Here is a 17,783-nt window from a genome sequence, read left to right as displayed (position 1 = left end):
TTGTAGCCTTTGCACAAATGGAGCTTGGCCGGCGCGCACCGTATGCTCGATGCATGGCAGAGCCAACCCCCACTCCCGCAAAGCGCAAGCCGGCCTCCCGCGCCCTGACGCCGGAAAAAACCCAGACGCTGAAGAAACTCCGGGCCAGCGTGGGGCAGTTGTCCACCACCACCATGCGACAGCTCGAAAAATCGCTGCCCTGGTACGGGCGGCTCAGTTCCGATGAGCGGTCTGCCCTCGGCATGGTGGCCCAGAACGGCATCGCCGCGTTTGTGACCTGGTACGAGCGGCCCAGCTCGCCGTCATGGATCCTCACGGATGTTTTCGGGACCGCCCCCACCGAGCTGACCCGCTCCATCAGCCTGCAGAAGGCGCTCCAGCTCATCCGGATCGTGGTGGAGGTGGTGGAGGACCAGGTGCCAGTCATCGCGCCGGAGGCGGACCAGCCTGCGCTGCGGGAAGCCGTGCTCCGCTATTCACGGGAAGTGGCCTTTGCCGCCGCCGATGTCTATGCCCGGGCAGCCGAGTCCAGGGGTTCCTGGGACACCCGCCTCGAGGCGCTGATTGTTGACGCCATCCTGCGCGGCGAAAACACCGATGCCCTGCGGTCGCGGATTGCCGCCCTTGGCTGGAAAGCACAGGAGCGATTTACCGTCATGGTGGGCAATTCGCCGTCGGAACCCAGCGCCAGCTACGTCAGCGAGCTGCGCCGGACCGCCGGCAGGTTCGCCGAGGACGCGCTGGTGGGGATCCAGGGGGACCGCCTGATCCTGATCCTTGGCGGAGTCCAGGACCGGGAGAGCGCCTACCTGAAGCTCAGCGAACTTTTCGCCCCGGGCCCTGTTGTCTACGGGCCGGAAGCGGGATCCCTGCTGGAAGCCAGCAGTTCGGCTCAGTCCGCCTTTGCAGGGCTGACCGCGGCGCGGGCCTGGCCCTCGGCGCCGCGCCCGGTGGCGGCTGACGACCTGCTGCCGGAGCGGGTGATCTCCGGGGACGACGCCGCACGCCGGTCCCTCATCAAGAACATCTACCGGCCGTTGATTGCCGCGTCCAACGGACTGGTGGAGACCCTGGGCACTTATCTCGAACTTGGACACTCGCTCGAAGCGACGGCGCGTGAGCTCTTTGTGCACGCCAACACCGTCCGCTACCGGCTCAAGCGCGTTTGTGACGTCACCGGCTGGGATCCGCTGCTCCCCCGGGAGGCATTTGTGCTGCAGGCGGCCCTTGTGGTGGGACGGCTTTCCGTGCCGCCCAAGGCGCCCACCGAACGCCAGACGTCCCGGAACGGCAACTGAACCGTTGTAGACTTCCTACAAACTGACCCAGTGAGCTTGGTGCATGAATACACCGAGAATCACGCGGTAATTTGGAAAGCTGGATACGTGCTTGCAATCGTCTGCCCTGGACAGGGCTCCCAGACCCCTGGTTTTCTGGCCCCTTGGCTGGAACTGCCTCCCGTCGCCGGCCATTTGGCCTCCCTCAGTGAAATAGCAGGCATCGACCTCACCGCACACGGCACCACGTCGGATGAGGAAACCATCAAGGACACGGCGGTGGCGCAGCCGCTGATCGTCGCGGCCGGCCTGGTCGCCGCAAAGTCTCTGTTCGACGTCGAACTCAGCGCCCTCCCCGTCATCCTCGCCGGACATTCCGTCGGCGAGATCACGGCGTCGGCGCTTGCCGGAGTCCTGACCGAGACCGAGGCGATGACCTTCGTCCGGGAGCGTGCCAACAGCATGGCCGCTGCCGCCGCTGTCACCCCCACCGGCATGAGTGCCGTGGTTGGCGGGGACCCGGCCGAGGTACTGGCCGCCATCGAAGCCGCCGGCGCCACGCCGGCCAACGTCAACGGCGCCGGCCAGACGGTCGCGGCGGGCACGTTCGAACAGCTCAAGGCCCTCGCGGAGAATCCTCCGGCCAAGGCACGCGTGATCCCGTTGAAGGTTGCCGGGGCGTTCCACACCTCGCATATGTCACCCGCCGTTGCGGCGCTGGAAGCGCTGAAGCCCTCGCTGCAGCCCCGGAACCCGCAGGTGCCGCTCCTGTCCAACTTTGACGGCCAGGAAGTGACCGACGGCGACGCAGCTGTCGGCAGCCTCATCGCCCAGGTCTCCCGCCCGGTCCGCTGGGACCTGTGCATGGAAACGCTGGTGCAGCGCGGCGTCACCGGAGTCATCGAACTTGCACCGGCCGGAACCCTGGCCGGACTCGCCAAGCGGGGCATGCCCGGGGTCAAGACCGTTGCCGTCAAGACGCCGGACGACCTCACCGCTGCCCTGGCCCTATTCGCAGAACTGGAGGGACAGGCATGAGCGCTCCCGCACTCAAGCAGGCGCCACTGCGCGAACACACCCGCATCCTCGGACTCGGTGCTTACCGGCCAGACGTCATCGTCACCAACGAAGACGTCTGCCAGTGGATTGATTCCTCGGATGAATGGATCCGGCAGCGCACCGGCATCGTAACCCGTCACCGGGCTCCCGCAGACGTCAGTGTCATTGACATGGCTGAAGGCGCGGCCCGCGAAGCCCTGGCGAAAGCGGGCATCGAGGCCAGCCAGCTGGGCGCCGTGATCGTGTCCACTGTGACGCATCCGTATGCGACGCCCTCAGCTGCTGCCAGCCTGGCGGACCGGATTGGGGCCACACCCGCTCCGGCCTTCGACATCTCCGCTGCGTGTGCCGGCTACTGCTACGGCATCGCGCAGGGCGACGCGCTGGTCCGTTCCGGCGCAGCCGACTATGTGCTCGTGGTGGGCGCCGAGAAGCTTTCGGACGTCATCGACAACACTGAACGCACGATTTCGTTCCTGCTGGGCGACGGCGCCGGCGCCGTCGTGATCGGCCCCTCCGACATTCCGGGCATCGGCCCGTCGGTCTGGGGTTCGGACGGCAGCAAGTGGGACGCGATCGGCATGACGCATTCCCTGCTCGACGTCCGTGAGCTTGCCCTTGCCGCGAACAAGTCAGGGGCGCTGAGCACCGAAGAGGCCGAGGTTACCGACGCCGCCATCTGGCCCACCCTGCGCCAGGACGGCCAGACTGTCTTCCGCTGGGCTGTGTGGGAGATGGCCAAAGTTGCCCAGCAAGCCTTGGACGCGGCCGGGATTTCGGCCGAAGACCTCGCAGCCTTCATCCCCCACCAGGCCAACATGCGCATCATCGACGAGATGGTCAAGAAGCTCAAGCTTCCGGAGACCGTCAAAGTGGCCCGGGACATTGCCGAAGCCGGAAACACGTCCGCGGCCTCCATTCCGCTTGCCACCCACCGCCTGCTCCAGGAAAACCCCGAACTCAGCGGCGGACTCGCCCTGCAGATCGGATTTGGCGCCGGACTGGTGTTCGGTGCCCAGGTCATAGTGCTCCCGTAGCCGAACCCTTTACCCACAACTGAATACGTTCTGAAAAGCACGGATTCGCGAACCAAGCCGTAATCGCGGCTTGAATCATTTCCGGCAGCACCTGCCGGCAACAACAAGAAAAGGAGCCATCAATGGCTAGCAACGAAGAGATCCTGGCCGGCCTGGCTGAAATCGTCAACGAAGAAACCGGCCTCGCCACCGAAGCCGTCGAGCTGGACAAGTCCTTCACCGAGGACCTGGACATCGACTCCATCTCCATGATGACCATCGTGGTCAACGCTGAGGAAAAGTTCGGCGTGCGCATCCCGGACGAAGAGGTCAAGAACCTCAAGACCGTCGGTGACGCTGTCAGCTTCATCGCTGACGCACAGGCCTAGTCCTGGCTCCTGCCGGCAACGGCCGAATCCGGTAGCCGGTCCGGGGCGCTGTTCCAGCGTTCCGGACCGGACACCGCTGAATGACCCCAAGTTTTCCCCACGCATCCCCGGCCAGGCATTTCCCGGACTCGGCATGCGCACCGATAGAGAGTGATCCCATGGCACGCAAAGTAGTCATTACCGGTCTGGGTGCCACCACGCCCATTGGCGGCGATGTCCCCACAATGTGGAATAACGCGCTGAAGGGCGTCTCCGGCGCACGCACGCTCGAGGACGACTGGGTAGCGAAGTATGAACTGCCCGTCCACTTCGCAGCCCGCGCCTCCACTCCCGCCCTGGACGTCCTGAGCCGCGTCGAAGCCAAGCGCATGGACCCGTCCACGCAGTTCGGCGTCGTGGCCGCCCGCGAAGCCTGGGCCGACTCCGGCATTACCGAAGTGGACCACGACCGTCTGGCCGTGGCTTTCGCCACGGGTATCGGCGGCGTATGGACCCTGCTGGACGCGTGGGACACGCTACGCGAGAAAGGCCCGCGCCGCGTCCTGCCGATGACCGTGCCCATGCTGATGCCCAATGGCGTGGCAGCAGCGGTAAGCCTCGACCTTGGCGCCCGTGCCGGTGCGCACACTCCGGTGTCCGCCTGCGCGTCAGGCACCGAAGCCCTGCACCTCGGCCTGGACCTGATCCGTTCCGGCAAGGCAGACGTCGTGGTCTGCGGTGGCGCCGAAGCGGCGATCCACCCCATGCCCATTGCCGCATTCGCCTCGATGCAGGCTCTGTCCCGCCGCAACGACGATCCCGAGCACGCCTCGCGCCCCTACGACACGGGCCGCGACGGCTTCGTCATGGGTGAAGGCGCCGGCGCCCTGGTCATCGAGGCCGAGGAACATGCGCTGGCCCGCGGAGCCCGGATCTACGGCGAGCTGGCCGGAACGTCCGTGACGGCAGACGCCTATCACATCACCGCCCCGGACCCGCAGGGCCTGGGCGCCACCCGCGCCCTGAAGGCGGCCATGTTCGACGGCCGGATCCAGCCCGAGGAAGTGGTCCACGTCAACGCACATGCGACGTCCACGCCCGTGGGTGACAAGCCGGAATACACCGCCCTTCGCGCCGCCCTTGGGGCGCACGTCGACAATGTTGCGGTCTCCGCGACGAAGTCTCAGATGGGCCACCTGCTGGGTGCCTCGGGCGCCGTAGAGGCCGTGCTGACCGTGCTGGCCGTCTACGAACGCAAGGCGCCGGTGACCATCAACCTGGAAAACCAGGACCCGGAGATCCCGCTCGACGTCGTCACCAAGACTGCCCGCGACCTGCCCGCCGGCAACATCGTGGCACTGAGCAACTCGTTCGGGTTCGGCGGCCACAATGCCGTGATTGCAGTCCGCAGCATCTAACGTCCCCCGCTGGCAATCGCAAGAGGCCCCTGCCGTCCGGCGGGGGCCTCTTGCATTATGGAGGGTGTAGCAAGGCGGGGGCCGGTCAGCCCACCTGGTGCAGCCAGCGCACGGGTGCGCCCTCGGCCGCGTGCCTGAAGGGCTCCAGCTCTTCGTCCCAGGCTTCGCCGAGCGCAAGTGACAGCTCGTGGTAGACGGCGGACGGGTCGCCGGCGCCGGATTCGTAGGCGTAACGGATGCGGTCCTCGGAGACCATGATGTTGCCGTGTACGTCGGTGACGGCGTGGAAGATTCCCAGCTCCGGAGTGTGCGACCACCGGCCGCCGTCAACGCCCTGGCTGGGCTCTTCCGTGACCTCATAGCGAAGATGCGCCCAGCCGCGCAGGGCGGACGCCAGTAGCGCGCCGGTGCCCGGGGTGCCGGTCCAGGACAGTTCCGAACGGAACATTCCGGGCGCAGCAGGCTGAGCAGTCCACTCAAGGTCCGTCCGCTTGTCCACGACCGACCCGATGGCCCACTCAACGTGGGGGCACAGGGCGGTCGGGGCCGAGTGAACGAACAAGACACCGCGGGTCATTGCAACAGACATTCCATCCTCCATAGCTGTAGGTACGTCTTCCCCAACGACCTCTGCCTGGATGTGTGTCTGCCGCGCCGGGTCCGCATGCTGCCGGTGGTCCCTGCAAAGCTATGAAATTAGTGCCGGCCGATGCCTGAAACCGCTTGAGGGCGAGCTTCAAGCCTGACTTGATAGTTGCCGGGCATGAGTCTTATTGTGCCGTACCCCGCCTAATTACGCCAGTGCAATTCGGCGCGCCGGAAGCGGCCTGGAAATTTCACGCGCGCGGGTGCGCCTGCTGGTAGCTTCGCCGGAGCCGGTCCACCGAGACGTGGGTGTAGATCTGCGTGGTGGCCAGGCTGCTGTGGCCGAGGATTTCCTGCACGGCCCTAAGATCGGCTCCGCCGTCGAGCAAATGGGTGGCCGCGGAGTGCCGGAGTGCGTGCGGACCGGTGGCAGCGGTGTCGCCCAGCGCATCGAGCAGGTCCTTCACCACCGCGCGAACCTGCCGTTGGTCCACCCTGCGGCCCCGGACCCCCAGGAAGAGTGCCGGACCGCTCCCCTCGGCGGCCAGCAGTGGCCGTCCGCGTCGCAGCCAGTCGTCGACAGCGACAGCGGCCGGGAGCCCGTAGGGCACCGTCCGTTCCTTGTTGCCCTTGCCGAGCACCTTCAGTGTCCGCCGGTCGGGGTCGAGATCGTCAACGTCCAGCCCTGCCAGCTCCCCCACCCGGACACCGGTGGCGTACAGCAACTCCACCATGGCGCGGTCTCGAAGGGCGAGGGCACCGCCGTCTTCTGCAGCAGCCTGCAGCCCGTCCAGGACACGGACAACCTGTTGCTGGTGCAGAACGCCGGGCAGGGATTTGTCCCGCTTCGGCGCCTTCAGGCGAAGCGCAGGGTCGGCATCGAGGAGCTCTTCACGGACTGCCCAGGCGGTGAAGGACCGTGCGGTGGCTGCCCGCCGCGCCAGTGTGGAACGGGACATGCCAGCTTCGCTCTGCGTGCCGAGCCAGCGCCGCAGGGTGGCCAGTTCGATCCCGTCGAGGTCGGTGGCCCCGTCGGCAGCGGCGGCCGACAACAGGCTGTGGACGTCGGACAGGTAGGCACGAACTGTGTGGGGCGACCTGGCGCGTTCATGTTCAAGGTAGCGGCCGAAGCCGTGGGCCGCGCCAGCGAGGGCTGCGGGAAGTTCGGGGGTGTCCACGCTCCCACTTTCCCACTGTTTGGCAGCCACACAACGGACCGCAGGGCTCAACACGCCTTGCGGGAACGCTTCCAGCCGCCGCGTTCGGATTCAGCGAGCCCCAGCAGCCCCAGCCTGCCCAGCCCCGCCCTGACGGAATCAGCACTCAGCCCGGCAACTGAGGTCAGCTTTTCGACCGAACTTGTGGACCGCAGCGGCAGCGCGTCGAGCAGGATGAGGTCCTCCAGCGTAAGCCCGTCATGGTCGGCGGGCTGTCCCGGGCCCGGTTCGGCCATCGATTCACCGCTGGGCGAGGCAAGTTCGGCAATCTCCCCGGCATCTGTGACGCACACGGCTCCCCCCTCGCGAATCAGCCGGTGGCAGCCGGCGGAATTGGCACTGTGCACGGACCCGGGGACGGCGCCGACGGCACGGCCCAGCGTTTCGGCATGGTGGGCTGTGTTCAGTGCGCCCGAGCGCCAGCGGGCCTCCACCACCACTGTGACGGAGGACAGCGCGGCGATGAGGCGGTTCCGCTGCAGGAACCGGTACCGGGTGGGAGCGGATCCGGGCGGGACTTCAGCCAGGACAGCCCCCTGGTTTGCGACGGCCCTGAGCAGGTCCTCGTTGCCGGATGGATAGAAGCGGTCCACTCCCCCGGCCATGACGGCGATGGTGGGCATGGTGTCGCCGGCACCGGCCAGCGCAGCCCTGTGGGCGTGGGCATCAATCCCGTAGGCCCCGCCGGAGACGACGGTGAAGCCCCGTTGGGCCAACGAATACGCGAGGTCGCCGGTGACGGCTGCACCGTAGCTGGTGCTGTCGCGGGACCCGACCAGCGCAATGGACCTTGACGCTGCGGGCAGGGGCTGTTCCACGCCACGCCACCAGAGGCAGATGGGTTCTTGAAGGTCCAGGTCCGTCAACTGCCGGGGCCACAGGGCATCGGAGGGCATGATCATGCGCCCGCCCAGCCGGTGCATGGTGGCGAGGTCCCGCTCCGGAGCAAGGTCCGGTATCCGGGGAGCCCAGCGTTTGAGTGAGGCGTTCATTCCCGGCCAGCTGCTGGTGCCGTTCTCTGCCAGCAGCGCGGTCAGAGCCTGTTCAAGCTCCGGACCGGATGCCAGTTGTCCGGTGGCGATTCGAAGCGCATCCACCGCGCCTGCGGTCCTCACGAGCGCCAGGCCCACGGCGTCCTGGGGCTCCATCAGACGCGACAGGGCGGCCCGCGCCAGGCGTTCAGTGTCAGTCATCGTATTCCTTTCAGGCCGCAGCCGAGGCAGCTTGCCGGAGACCCAGCGCTTGCCCGATATCGTCGTGGTCCGGGGTGTCACGCCCGGCGAGGTCCGCCAGTGTCCATGCGAGGCGCAGGACGCGATCGTATCCGCGGGCCGTGAGTACGCCGCGTTCGAGCGAGTGGTCCAGGATTCGCGTGGTGGGTGATGAGAGGCGCAGTGCCCCGCGGAGGACGCGGCCGGGCACTTGTGAGTTGGTTTCCAGCCCCAGGGGATGAAGCCTCAGCAGCTGACGCTCCCTGGCGGCACGGACCCTGGCGGCGATGGCGGGAGTGTCTTCCTCCGCGCCCGTCCGGCCGAAGTCCGCAAGCGATACCCGTTCCACCTGCAGCTGGATGTCCACCCGGTCCAGCAGCGGCCCGGACATCCGTGCCAGGTAGCGGCGACGCATCATCGGCGTGCAGGTGCAGTCGAGTCCTTTGCCCGATGCCTTACCGCAAGGGCAAGGGTTGGCGGCAAGCACGAGCTGGAACCTTGCCGGATAGGCGGCGGTACCGGCGGACCGGTGGATGACCAGTTCGCCGCTCTCCAAGGGTTGCCTGAGCGCGTCAAGGACCCGCCGCTCGTATTCCGGGGCCTCGTCAAGGAACAGCACGCCACGGTGGGCCCTGGACGCCGCTCCCGGCCGCGGCAACCCCGAGCCGCCCCCGATGATGGCGGCTGCGGTGGCGCTGTGATGGGGATTCTCAAATGGCGGCCGCCGCACGAGCTGCACGGCGGCAGTCGGCAACGCACACAGGGAGTGGATTGCGGTCACCTCCATGGCCTCGGTGTCAGCCAAATCCGGCAGCAGGCCCGGAAGCCGTTCAGCCAGCATTGTCTTCCCGGCCCCCGGCGGACCGGAAAGGAGGAGATGGTGCGCACCGGCGGCAGCAACTTCGAGCGCCCTCCTCGCATCACCCTGCCCGGAGACATCGCACATATCCGGCACCACCCCGGCCCCGGAGGCAGCGTCGCCTGAGGCATCTTCGTCGTCGGGTTCGAAGTCCAGGGCCAGTTCCTGCGGATCCGCCCCGAAGTCACAGGCGAGCCGGGCCAGGGTCCTGTACCCGCGGACCCTGGCTCCCGGCACGAGCTCTGCCTCAGCCGCATTTGCGTTCGCCACCACAATGTCCGGAAACCCGGCCTGCACGGCGGCCATCACAGCGGGGAGGATCCCCCGGACCGGCCTGAGCCTGCCGTCGAGGCCCAGTTCGGCGATGAACACAGTCCGCTCAGTTGATCTGATGTCATTCGCGGCGCGAAGGACAGCCATGGTGATGGCCAGGTCAAAGCCGGAGCCCCGTTTCGGCAGCGACGCCGGGATAAGGTTCGCGGTGATCTTTCGGCGGCTCAACGGGATTCCCGAGTTTTGCGCGGCGGACCGGATGCGTTCCTTGGCTTCGTTGAGTGAGGCGTCCGGAAGGCCGAGAATGACGAAGGCCGGGAGGGTCTGGCCGATGTCGGCTTCGACTTCGACGATGTACCCGTTGAGTCCCACAAGCGCCACAGAGTACGTCCTGCCCAGGGCCACCTACCCCACCCCCTTGAGGTGCTCGACACGCGGCTGGCCCGCCCCGTCATCCAGGACCGCAACGACGTCAACGCGGCGGAACGGCATGCGGAGTTCGTGGTCGCGGCACCATGCCGACGCGAGCCGGTGCAACCGGGCCAGTTTGGCAACGCCGACGGCTTCGAAGGGATGCCCGTAGGCAAGGGATTTGCGCGTCTTCACTTCGGCGATGACGAGCGAGTCGCCGTCCAGGGCGACGATGTCGATTTCACCTTCAGGGCAACGCCAGTTGCGGTCCACGATCCGCATGCCCTGTGATTCCAGATATCCGGCAGCTAATTCTTCCCCGCGCCGGCCAAGCAAGTCTTTGGCTCTCATTGTTACCTCCGCCACCAGCCTGCTGGAGGGCCGAAGGCCGGCATACCGGCGGAGGGAGCTATGTGGGAAACCCGGTCAAAAGGGTCCTGTGGAGGAGATGTTGACGCGTGGAGTCAGCCGCTAGGCGCGGGTTCCGCATCTCATGCAATGGGCCGACTGGTGTGGCCGCTCATCATAGAATCCGGCATGGCTGCTCCAGATGTGCCCAAGGAACCAACAGAGTATTTTCATGGTGAGATCTTCTCTGATTTCAGCCAGGTAGGCGGTGCCAGTAAGAGCCCGCGGTGCTCGTACTGAAGCACCGCCAGTATTTGTCTGCACGACGCGGAACCCCTCCGCACTGCGGCAGGCCGTCGGACAGAAACTACGAATCAATCCCTAAGAGTAGTCTCGCGCCAAGGACCGCCGGGAGGCCAGACCCCGGGCAAAAAACAGGTAGCGCAACCTGCAGATAAGGGGGTCGGCTACGGTGCCGGGCGCCCGGCCCGGCAGCGCGCGTGTCCGCCGCTGCGGTCAGTTGCCCAGGTCCACGTCCTTGGGAAGGGCAAGTTCCTCGTTTCGGGGCAGTTCTTCGACGTTGACGTCCTTGAACGTAATCACCCGCACGCTCTTGACGAACCGGGCCGAGCGGTAGACGTCCCATACCCAGGCGTCCTGGAGGGTGAGGTCGAAATAGACTTCGCCATCGGCGCTGCGCGCCTGCAGGTCCACGTGGTTGGCGAGATAGAAACGCCGTTCGGTCTCGACTACGTAGCTGAACAGCCCGACGACGTCACGGTATTCGCGGTAGAGCTGCAGCTCCATGTCGGTTTCATAGTTCTCAAGATCCTCGGCACTCATGGTTCCATCTTGCACCATTCCGCGCGGCCCCGCGGCCAGGGTCGGAGATCCGGGGTCAGAGAATCTGCCAGCTGACCCGGTGATAGGGGGTTGGCCCGGCAGCTTTGAGGGCCTCCTTGTGGGACGCCGTTCCGTAGCCCTTGTTTTCGTTCCAGCCGAAGGACGGGTACTCATCGTGCAGCGAACGCATCAGCTGGTCCCGCTCCACCTTGGCCAGGATGCTGGCTGCCGCCACGCTCAGGCACTGCATGTCCGCCTTGACCAGGGTGTGGACCGGCGCGTCGCAGCTGGGCCCGGCCGGTGCGTCGTCGAAGAGGGATGCCTGCGTTTCCGGTGAGAGCCAGTTGTGGCTACCGTCGAGCAGCACCACGTCGGGCGTGATGCCGGCTGCCAGGATCTGGAGCCAGGCCCGCGTCCCGGCTGTCCGCAGGGCCGCGATGATGCCCATCGCGTCGATCTCGGCCGCGGAGGCGTGGCCGACCGCCGACGCGACGCTCCAGCTCCGCACCAGGGGCTCCAGCCGTTCCCGGTCGGCTTCCTTCAGGAGTTTGCTGTCCCGGACGTCGTCGAGCAGCACTGGCCGGCTCAGGTCCACGACGGCAATTCCGACGGTCACTGGTCCTGCAATGGCGCCGCGTCCTACTTCATCGATCCCGGCCAGCAGCCGGGCACCGGAGCTCAGGAAGCGGTGCTCGTAGTCGAGGGTTGGTGCAATGGACATCTATTTTCCAGCCGGCGCGGGAACGTTCCGGAACACATCGGGATAGTTGCCCAGCCCTGTCAGCCGGTTGAGCGGCCAGGCAATGACGGCCGCCTTGCCCTCAATGTCAGGCATGTCGATGAAGCCGCCGTTGCTTTCCTGGTGGGCGCGGGAATCGGCTGAGTGGTTCCGGTTATCGCCCATGACCCAGATCTTGCCGTCAGGGACAACGACGTCGAAGTTGCGGATGTCCGGGACCTCCGCCGGGTTGATGTACGTTTCGTCCACGGCCTGGCCGTTGATGGTGAGTTTGCCGCCCGCATCGCAGCACACCACATGGTCGCCCGGCAGGCCGATGACGCGCTTGACCAGGTGCTGCTCCGAATTATCGGGCAGGAGCCCCACGAAGGTCAGGCCGTCCTGGACCCAGGTGAAGGGTCCGTCCGCCTTTTCCGGCGTGGGCACCAGCCACCCCTTGGTGTCTTTGAAGACCACCACGTCGCCGCGTTCGAGGGCAAACGGCTCCGGAACAAGGAGGTTGACGAAGATCCGGTCGTTCACGTCAAGCGTGCTGACCATCGATTCCGACGGGATGTAGAACGCCCGGAACAGGAACGTCTTGATCAGGAATGACAGCACCACGGCGATGGCCACCACCGTGAGCACCTCTTTGATCCAGAGGTACACCGGGCCATGGGCCCTGCCTTCCTTCGCCGGCTTCGACGGGCCCGATTTCGAATGTGCGCCTCTCGAACCGGCGGCCCGGCTGTCGGTCGGGTGAGCGGGCGCATCGGACTCTGCCGGCAGGCTCGTCGCCGGAGCCGCCTCCGGAAAGGAGGTGTCCCTGTCCGTGGCAGTCCCCGCGAGGTCGCGGCCGGCGCGATCGCGCTTGAACGGATCAGGAGTCCGGGGGTCAATCTCGGGCATCTACTGTCCGTCCTTCGTCGTCGTGCTGGTTTCTGCGGGCCGGGGTACGGCCGCAAATCTGTCGAGTGGCCAGATGATCTGGACCGGCCTGCCGATGATCCGGTCCAGGGGCACCATACCGCCACCCGGTGCGCCCAGCAGGCTTCGGGAGTCGGCGGACATGGACCGGTGGTCTCCAAGCAACCATAACCGTCCGGCCGGAACGATCACACTGAACTTCTGCTTGCTCGGAGCGTCTCCGCCATAGAGGTATGGTTCCTCAAGCGCCTGACCGTTCACTGTGAGCCGCTGCCGGTCATCGCAGCAGATCACATGATCGCCGGGCAACCCGATAACCCGCTTTATGTAGGTTGTATCACTGCCGGTGATGCCAAGCCAGTGGCCGGCCGCCGCCACGCCGTCCTGCAGCGGTCCGTTGCCGCTGTTGAGCGGGGCGAACGTCCCGCGGCCGTCGAAGACCACAACGTCACCGCGCCGGACAGGTTCGGACTGGAAGTCGGTGCGGGAAACGAGAATCCTGTCACCCGCACCGAAGAGCGGCTCCATGGAGGCGGACGGGATGTAATAGACATCCAGCCAGAGGCCGCGGACAAGCCCGCTGATGAGCAATGCCAGCGCGATGGCCAGCAACGCAAAACGCCAGCCCAGTTTCCTGGGCTGGCGTTCTGACTGGTCCATGATCCGTATCCTGTGGCGCTGTTGCGGAAGAGCTCCGGCGCGGGCCGGATCCGGGTTCTGAACCTGCCGTGGAAGTCCGGAGGACTTACTTGGCGGTGCTGAAGTCGCGCTTTTCCTTGATCTTCGCAGCCTTACCGCGCAGTGCACGCATGTAGTAAAGCTTGGCGCGGCGGACGTCACCCTTGGTGACGACCTCGATCTTGTCGATGATCGGGGAGTGTACCGGGAAGGTACGCTCTACGCCGACACCGAAGGAGACCTTGCGGACCGTGAAGGTTTCGCGGATGCCGTCACCCTGACGGCCCAGGACAAAGCCCTGGAATACCTGGACACGGGAGTTCTTGCCTTCGATGATGTTCACGTGAACCTTGAGGGTGTCACCCGCACGGAACTGGGGAACATCGGTGCGCAGCGAGGCTGCATCTACGGTATCGAGGATATGCATTGATCCACTCCTGGTGAACGCCACAGGTCATCCACTTTGGGTCACGACGGCCAAGCCGGGACTTGCCCGGAATCACCGCCGAAAGTTTTCTGATCCGGCCCCTTCACTGCTTGAAGGCGCCGGGGTGCCGGGCTGTTGGTGACGCTCCCCCTGTGGCAGGTGCGCACCCAGCAGGCACAAGGACTAATTTTGCCACATCCGGAGGATTCCGGCTAATCCGGTCCTGCCTGGGACGAGGCGCCGGCGGAACCTCTGTCAGTCTTCCGCCGGAGTGCCGTTCCCGCCCTCGGACGGGCGGCGCCTGAGGCGACCGTCGACGACGTCGTACCCCAGATCCCCGAGCGCGGTGCGGTCCGCGCGGGGAAGCTTGCCGGCGTCGAACTCGGCCAGCAGATCGGGGCGGCGTTGCGCCGTACGGCGGTACTGCTCGTGGCGGCGCCACTGGGCAATCTTGCCGTGGTTGCCGCTCAACAGGACGGGCGGAACGTCGCGGTCCCGCCAGGTGGAGGGCTTGGTGTACACGGGGTACTCCAGCAGGCCGTCCGAGTGCGACTCTTCAACGAGCGATTCCGGGTTGCCGACAACGCCGGGAAGAAGCCGGACGATGGCTTCGGTCATAGCCAGCACGGCTACTTCGCCTCCGTTGAGGACGTAGTCACCCAGGCTCATGGGCCGGACCGTGAAGTGCTCTTCCGCCCACTCTATGACCCGCTCGTCGATGCCCTCGTACCGGCCGCAGGCGAAGATCAGCTGGTCCTCCTCGGCCAGTTCGTGCGCCAGTGCCTGGGTGAACCGTTCGCCCGCCGGTGACGGGACAATCAGCACCGGCTTCCGGTCGGTGGCATCGTCCCTGGCTGCGGCCACCGAGCTGAGCGCCTGCGCCCATGGTTCCGCTTTCATCACCATGCCGGCGCCGCCGCCGTAGGGGGTGTCGTCCACCGACCTGTGCTTGTCCGTGGTGAAGTCCCGGAGGTCGTGGACGTTCAGGTCCAACAGGCCGTCCTGGCGGGCCTTCCCGATAAGGGAAAGTTCCAGGGGCGCGAGGTACTCCGGGAAGATGCTGACGACGTCGATCCTCATTTAGGCGTTGTCCCCGGCCTCAGACTTGCCCTGCCCTGTTGCGCCGGACTCATCGTCCCCGGAATCCTCAACGTTGATCTCGAACAGCCCGGGCGGCGGGGTGACCAGGATGTACTTCTCCCCCACGTTGACCTCGGGCACGATCTCCTCGACGAAGGGAATCAGGATCTCCTTGCCGCCCGCCGCCTCCACCACAATCAGGTCCTGGACCGGCATGGTACGGAGCCCGGAGACCTTGCCGACGACGGTGTCGCCCACGCGGACCTCGAGGCCGACGAGCTCGTGCTCGTACCAGCCTTCGTCGTCGTCCTCGTCGAGCTCTTCCGTCTCGATGAACAGCCGGGCGCCGCGCAGGGCCTCAGCCTGGTTGCGCGTCTCGACGCCCTCGAATCCCAGCAGCAGGATGTCCTTGTTCCAGCGTGCACTGTCCACGGTCAGCGTTCCGACCGAGGCGGGCTCAACCACGAATTCCGTGCCCGGAACGAAGCGGTCCTCCGGCGCATCGGTCAGGACCTGGACGGTCACTTCGCCGCGGATGCCGTGCGGTTTGCCGATTCGTGCCACCTGAAGCTGCATCTGTTCCTCTGTTCCGGGATTCGTTCTGTACTGGTTTTACTGCGGCCGGTTGCGGGGACTCGCTCCACCGCGCGCCCGCCGCCGCGCCGGGTTCTTCCTGAAAACAGTCCGGCCCCTCCACCATAATCTGGTGAAGGGGCCGGACTTGAGACAAATAGTGCGGGGCGTTTACCGGCGGCGGTCGGTGTCGACGACGTCGACCCTAACCTGTTCGCCGCCGGCCAGCGCCGCAACGACAGTGCGCAGTGCGCGTGCCGTGCGGCCCTGACGACCGATCACCCGTCCGAGGTCATCCTGGTGAACTCGCACCTCGAGGGTGTCCCCGCGGCGGTTGTTCTTGGCGCTGACCTTGACGTCCTCAGGACTGTCAACGATCCCGCGGACAAGGTGTTCGAGCGCTTCTGCCAGCAATTTACTCAGCCTCGGTGGTCTCTGCTTCAGCTTCGGTGGAAGCTTCGGCTGCTTCGTCCTTCTTGGCCTTCTTGGTGATGGCTTCCGGGATGATCACGGAACCCTTTTCCGGGGTAACGAAGGCAGCCTTGGGAGCCTTGGTCTTCAAGGTGCCCTCCTGGCCGGGGAGACCCTTGAACTTCTGCCAGTCACCGGTGATCTTGAGGATCGCGGCAACCTGCTCGGACGGCTGTGCGCCGACTCCGAGCCAGTACTGGGCACGGTCCGTGTCAACCTCGATGTACGAGGGCTCTTCGGTGGGGTGGTACTTGCCGATCTCTTCGATCGCACGGCCGTCACGCTTGGAGCGTGCGTCCATGACAACGATGCGGTAGTACGGTGCGCGCATCTTGCCGAAGCGCTTAAGGCGAATCTTTACGGCCACTTTTGTGGTCACTCCTGTTTCTGAAACGGGGTCGAGCCCGGCGTTCTGCACCCGTGGGGCGGGCCGTACTAGGGGGTTCTAAAAGGACAAGATCCGGACGCGGAGAGAGGGGCCACGCAGATCAAGTACCTGTTCATTGTGCCAGATCAGCGCCGGGATTTCGACTTGACACCCGGCGGCCCGGTCAGGCCGACCAAACGTACAGGCCGGTCCGGGCGTTGGCGTCCACGCTGCCGGCCATCTGCGCGAGCCGCTGGACATAGCCAAGGGCCTCCTCGGAGCCGAAGGGCATGTCCTCCTCGGCCGCCCACCTGGCGGCAACATCCTCCAGAACGTTGCCCTCGCCCTCGATCTCGTAGCTGAGGAGTTCCGCGAGCGCCCGGACCATGGCCGGCGGTACGCCCAAGAGGGAATCACTGGCCACGTCCACCATGGCGAGTTCATAGTCCGCGCCGGCCGCGTGCACGGCCGCTCCGGCCAGGTCGCCGAGCTGCTCAATCTCGAAATCGCTGATGTCCGGAATCCGCAGCGAGTCAGGAGCCGCGGGCCCGCCGCCCTCAAGTGCCCCCGCGCGCTTGAGCGCCTCATCGTGGGTGGAAACAAAGATTTCAGTAAAACCCATGGAAATCATCCTCACTCCGTCGGCGCTGCGATGGTCCCGCCGGGCACCTTTACAGCTGCCCCGGACGTCCGGAATCAGCCTAACGCAGAAGGACGCGCAGGTCAGCGACGCCTCAGCGGACGGCGACGCGGATCCGGTTGCGCCACGGATCCTCGAACCGCAGCTCCACTCCGGTGTGGTGCGACGCCACACCGGCAACCCGCAAACGGTCGGCGAGTGCGCCGACGTCGTCCGTTCCCGGCACTTCGATCAGGACTTCGCCCAAGCCCAAGGTGTCCTTCCGGGGCCCCGCTCCGCGGCTGTTCCAGACATTCATTGCCATGTGGTGGTGGTAGCCGCCGGCGGAGACGAACAGTGCCTGCCCGTGCCATCCGGCGGTTTTCTCGAAACCAAGAGTGCCCACGTAGAAGTCATGGGCCGACCGGACATCGCCCACCTGAAGATGGACGTGGCCGACGCCGGCATGGGACTCACGCTGGCCGCTTACCGCTTCCTCAGTGAGGAATTCCTGCAGGAACCGCTGCGGCGGGAGGGCAAGGCTGTCCATGACCACGCTGGTCCCCTCCCAGGACCAGTCACTGCGGGGACGGTCCCAGTACAGCTCGATGCCGTTGCCCTCGGGGTCGCTGAAGTAGAAGGCCTCACTGACGAGGTGGTCGGCGCTGCCGGTGAACAGCCGCGGCTCATACCGGGCCGCCGAAGCCACCGTGGCAGCGAGCGACGGCCTGTCTTCGAAGAGCAGGGCGGTGTGGAACAGTCCGGCTTCACCCCGGGCCGGAAGGTTGAGCCCGGGGGCGGGTGCCAGATGGACCAGGGGCGTTCCGCGCCGGCCAAGGTACACGCCGCCGTCCTGCTCAGCCACGACTTCCAGCCCGAGCGCGCGCTGGTAATAGTCCGTCATCAGCTTCATGTCCCCGACCTTGAGCATCACCGTGCCCATGGCGAGATCCGCCGGCAGCAGGTCCTTGCTGCTGGATTCTGTGGTCATGGCAACTCCAAACTCCCGAAACTCTGCCGCCGGTCCTCCGGTGACGC

At 66.0% G+C, this 17,783-nt stretch carries 21 protein-coding genes; 5 read left to right on the top strand and 16 right to left on the bottom strand.

Features of this window, described 5'->3' with window-relative positions; genetic code table 11:
* Window positions 1-53 precede the first annotated feature (53 nt).
* From AC6JAC_RS09545 to fabF, 5 genes are all read left to right on the top strand, one after another.
* Window positions 54-1,298 (top strand): PucR family transcriptional regulator, encoded by a 1,245-nt coding sequence (locus AC6JAC_RS09545; RefSeq protein WP_028271676.1) that lies wholly within the window; start codon window positions 54-56, stop codon window positions 1,296-1,298.
* Between the two features lie 87 nt (window positions 1,299-1,385).
* Window positions 1,386-2,315 carry an ACP S-malonyltransferase gene (locus AC6JAC_RS09540; RefSeq protein WP_028271675.1) on the top strand — a complete coding sequence of 310 codons (930 nt, stop codon included), beginning with the start codon at window positions 1,386-1,388 and terminating at the stop codon, window positions 2,313-2,315.
* Window positions 2,312-3,373 carry a beta-ketoacyl-ACP synthase III gene (locus AC6JAC_RS09535; protein WP_028271674.1) on the top strand — a complete coding sequence of 354 codons (1,062 nt, stop codon included), beginning with the start codon at window positions 2,312-2,314 and terminating at the stop codon, window positions 3,371-3,373. Before AC6JAC_RS09540 ends, AC6JAC_RS09535 begins: the two co-directional genes overlap by 4 nt.
* A 122-nt stretch (window positions 3,374-3,495) precedes the next feature.
* Window positions 3,496-3,741: an acyl carrier protein gene (locus AC6JAC_RS09530; protein ID WP_028271673.1), complete on the top strand. Its 246-nt coding sequence runs from the start codon at window positions 3,496-3,498 to the stop codon at window positions 3,739-3,741.
* 158 nt (window positions 3,742-3,899) lie between these two features.
* Complete coding sequence (gene fabF / locus AC6JAC_RS09525) at window positions 3,900-5,138, top strand: beta-ketoacyl-ACP synthase II (protein ID WP_028271672.1); 1,239 nt, start codon at window positions 3,900-3,902, stop codon at window positions 5,136-5,138.
* A gap of 85 nt (window positions 5,139-5,223) precedes the next feature.
* Here fabF and AC6JAC_RS09520 read toward each other — a convergent pair whose 3' ends face one another.
* From AC6JAC_RS09520 to AC6JAC_RS09445, 16 genes are all read right to left on the bottom strand, one after another.
* The gene (locus tag AC6JAC_RS09520) at window positions 5,224-5,727 is read right to left on the bottom strand and encodes a DUF3145 domain-containing protein (protein WP_028271671.1); all 504 of its coding nucleotides are present in this window, start codon (window positions 5,725-5,727) and stop codon (window positions 5,224-5,226) included.
* Window positions 5,728-5,974: 247 nt separating this feature from the next.
* Window positions 5,975-6,901: a tyrosine recombinase XerC gene (locus AC6JAC_RS09515; protein WP_028271670.1), complete on the bottom strand. Its 927-nt coding sequence runs from the start codon at window positions 6,899-6,901 to the stop codon at window positions 5,975-5,977.
* A 47-nt stretch (window positions 6,902-6,948) separates the two neighbouring features.
* Window positions 6,949-8,133, bottom strand: a complete 1,185-nt coding sequence (gene dprA / locus AC6JAC_RS09510; RefSeq protein ID WP_051628959.1) for a DNA-processing protein DprA — start codon at window positions 8,131-8,133, stop codon at window positions 6,949-6,951.
* A gap of 10 nt (window positions 8,134-8,143) precedes the next feature.
* Complete coding sequence (locus tag AC6JAC_RS09505; RefSeq protein WP_028271668.1) at window positions 8,144-9,688, bottom strand: YifB family Mg chelatase-like AAA ATPase; 1,545 nt, start codon at window positions 9,686-9,688, stop codon at window positions 8,144-8,146.
* Window positions 9,689-10,045 (bottom strand): YraN family protein, encoded by a 357-nt coding sequence (locus AC6JAC_RS09500; protein ID WP_028271667.1) that lies wholly within the window; start codon window positions 10,043-10,045, stop codon window positions 9,689-9,691.
* Between the two features lie 513 nt (window positions 10,046-10,558).
* Window positions 10,559-10,885: a DUF2469 domain-containing protein gene (locus tag AC6JAC_RS09495; protein WP_003806068.1), complete on the bottom strand. Its 327-nt coding sequence runs from the start codon at window positions 10,883-10,885 to the stop codon at window positions 10,559-10,561.
* 55 nt (window positions 10,886-10,940) lie between these two features.
* A complete protein-coding gene (rnhB, locus tag AC6JAC_RS09490; protein ID WP_028271666.1) occupies window positions 10,941-11,606 on the bottom strand; it encodes a ribonuclease HII in 666 nt (221 codons plus the stop codon).
* The gene (gene lepB, locus AC6JAC_RS09485) at window positions 11,607-12,512 is read right to left on the bottom strand and encodes a signal peptidase I (protein WP_028271665.1); all 906 of its coding nucleotides are present in this window, start codon (window positions 12,510-12,512) and stop codon (window positions 11,607-11,609) included.
* Window positions 12,513-13,190: a signal peptidase I gene (lepB, locus tag AC6JAC_RS09480; RefSeq protein WP_028271664.1), complete on the bottom strand. Its 678-nt coding sequence runs from the start codon at window positions 13,188-13,190 to the stop codon at window positions 12,513-12,515.
* A gap of 85 nt (window positions 13,191-13,275) precedes the next feature.
* On the bottom strand, window positions 13,276-13,635 hold the full coding sequence (gene rplS, locus AC6JAC_RS09475; RefSeq protein ID WP_011692321.1) for a 50S ribosomal protein L19: 360 nt from the start codon (window positions 13,633-13,635) through the stop codon (window positions 13,276-13,278).
* Window positions 13,636-13,890: 255 nt separating this feature from the next.
* Window positions 13,891-14,715 carry a tRNA (guanosine(37)-N1)-methyltransferase TrmD gene (gene trmD / locus AC6JAC_RS09470; protein ID WP_028271663.1) on the bottom strand — a complete coding sequence of 275 codons (825 nt, stop codon included), beginning with the start codon at window positions 14,713-14,715 and terminating at the stop codon, window positions 13,891-13,893.
* Window positions 14,716-15,291, bottom strand: coding sequence for a ribosome maturation factor RimM (gene rimM / locus AC6JAC_RS09465; protein WP_028271662.1), 576 nt, complete (start codon window positions 15,289-15,291; stop codon window positions 14,716-14,718).
* 168 nt (window positions 15,292-15,459) lie between these two features.
* Entirely contained in the window at window positions 15,460-15,702 is a 243-nt protein-coding gene (locus AC6JAC_RS09460; RefSeq protein ID WP_011692324.1) for an RNA-binding protein, read from the bottom strand.
* Between the two features lies 1 nt (window position 15,703).
* Entirely contained in the window at window positions 15,704-16,126 is a 423-nt protein-coding gene (gene rpsP / locus AC6JAC_RS09455; RefSeq protein WP_028271661.1) for a 30S ribosomal protein S16, read from the bottom strand.
* A gap of 184 nt (window positions 16,127-16,310) precedes the next feature.
* Window positions 16,311-16,748: a hypothetical protein gene (locus AC6JAC_RS09450; RefSeq protein ID WP_028271660.1), complete on the bottom strand. Its 438-nt coding sequence runs from the start codon at window positions 16,746-16,748 to the stop codon at window positions 16,311-16,313.
* A gap of 112 nt (window positions 16,749-16,860) precedes the next feature.
* Complete coding sequence (locus AC6JAC_RS09445; protein ID WP_028271659.1) at window positions 16,861-17,736, bottom strand: VOC family protein; 876 nt, start codon at window positions 17,734-17,736, stop codon at window positions 16,861-16,863.
* Window positions 17,737-17,783: the final 47 nt, after the last annotated feature.

Source organism: Arthrobacter sp. KUASC02 (genome assembly GCF_059739395.1).
The sequence above is the reverse complement of the archived record's forward strand: the minus strand, read 5'-3'. Positions and strand labels throughout refer to the sequence as shown.